At 46.4% G+C, this 1,495-nt stretch carries 2 protein-coding genes; both read left to right on the top strand.

What is annotated here, in order from left to right:
- Positions 1-232 precede the first annotated feature (232 nt).
- Entirely contained in the window at positions 233-481 is a 249-nt protein-coding gene (locus tag ACTIE0_RS24335; RefSeq protein ID WP_187758818.1) for a hypothetical protein, read from the top strand.
- Positions 481-921 carry a type II toxin-antitoxin system VapC family toxin gene (locus ACTIE0_RS24330; RefSeq protein WP_187758819.1) on the top strand — a complete coding sequence of 147 codons (441 nt, stop codon included), beginning with the start codon at positions 481-483 and terminating at the stop codon, positions 919-921. Before ACTIE0_RS24335 ends, ACTIE0_RS24330 begins: the two co-directional genes overlap by 1 nt.
- The last annotated feature ends 574 nt before the right edge of the window (positions 922-1,495 follow it).

Raw genomic sequence — 1,495 nt, 5'->3', positions numbered from 1 at the left:
TCGTAGGTTGGGTAAAGCGAAGCGACACCCAACAAATCCGGGTATACAAATTAGGCGATCGCTCCCCGTTTCTCAAGGTCGTAGGTTGGGTAAAGCGAAGCGACACCCAACAAATTCAGTCAAATGTTGGGTTACATTGCATTCGGTCCAACCAACTTATAGCTAAGGAGTGAGGAGTCGAAAGTGGTAGACTAGAGCCAGCGATGCAGGAAAATTGGCGGGGGTTGGGTTTATGAGTCCTTTACTACAACAACTATTGCAGCAAGTCGATCAACTAAGCCCGGAAGAGCGGTTAGAGTTGATTAGGCAGATTGCACAGGGGCTTAAAAAGTCCGAGGAGGTCGTCACAGCAAAGCCTCGATGGGCTGATTTAAAAGGGATGGCTCCTTATCCAATGATGGGAGAAGATGCTCAAGATTGGGTTTCACGCACCCGCAGAGAAGCAGATGAGCATCGGAGCCAGGTATTGCGAGGCGAATAATGAAAATTGATGCAGCACTAGCAGGAGTATCTCGGTTATTTTTAGATACAGCTCCGGTCATTTACTTTGTAGAAAGGAATCCTAGCTTTGTTGATCGGGTCGATCCAATATTTGAGCGATTAGAGTCTGAGATTACACCAGTAGTGGGATCGGTGACGGTTGCCGAGTGTTTAGTGGGTGCGTTACAGATGGGCTTAACAAATTTAGAACAGGCCTATGTGGCTATTTTCACACGGGATGATGTGCTGTTTCTGGAGAATAACCTAACGATCGCTCGTGAGGCGGCAAGGGTTAGAGTCCGGTACAATCTGCAACTACCAGATGCTTTTCAGATTGCAACGGCATTAAATGCTGGCTGTCAGGCATTTTTGACTAATGATGCTCAACTAAAGCGCATAGCGGAGTTAAAGATTTTGTTAGTCAGTGAGTTGGAGGCGTGAGTCGTAGGTTGGGTAAAGCGAAGCGACACCCAACAAATTCGGTCAAATGTTGGGTTACATTGAATTTCACCCAACCCACAAATTATGCTGAGAAAGGTTCTGCGGGGGTTGAGGATGAAAACGAGGGGAAGAGGGAGAAATCCGGTTTCTGAGTTGGAGTTGTCAGGAGTTGGGGCCAAAAAAACCCGGTTTCTGGCAGCATCTCTATTGCTTCACAAAGATTTAATCAATCAACCCTCTGAGTCTCTGGGATGAGGTAAAATAGGGGTGTTCAATCGTTACTTTGGTTGGCATAATGCTGGAATTCAAAACGATTCTTCACAATGGCATCATTAACATTCCGTCTCAATACCCCTCCCAATGGGAAGGAAAAATAATCCGTGTCATTGTGCTAGAGACTGAGGAAGGCACAGAGTCAGCGATTGAAGAGAATCCACTGAAAGGGAGTATTATTTTTGAGGATGATTTGATTGCGCCGATTGAGCAGGGGTGGGAGAGTTTCTAGTCGTAGGTTGGGTAAAGCGAAGCGACACCCAACAAATCCGGGTATACAAATTAGGCGATCGCTCCCCAT

Origin of the sequence: Limnospira sp. (assembly GCF_051859755.1) — a bacterium.
GTDB classification, from domain to species: Bacteria; Cyanobacteriota; Cyanobacteriia; order Cyanobacteriales; family Microcoleaceae; genus Limnospira; species Limnospira fusiformis.
Note: the sequence above shows the minus strand (reverse complement) of the source record. Positions and strands in the feature narration are given on the sequence as shown.

Excerpts from the sequence above, each read along its gene's own strand:
- ACTIE0_RS24335 (WP_187758818.1), top strand. The coding sequence starts at position 233 with ATGAGTCCTTTACTACAACAACTATTGCAGCAAGTCGATCAACTAAGC.
- ACTIE0_RS24330 (WP_187758819.1), top strand. The coding sequence starts at position 481 with ATGAAAATTGATGCAGCACTAGCAGGAGTATCTCGGTTATTTTTAGAT.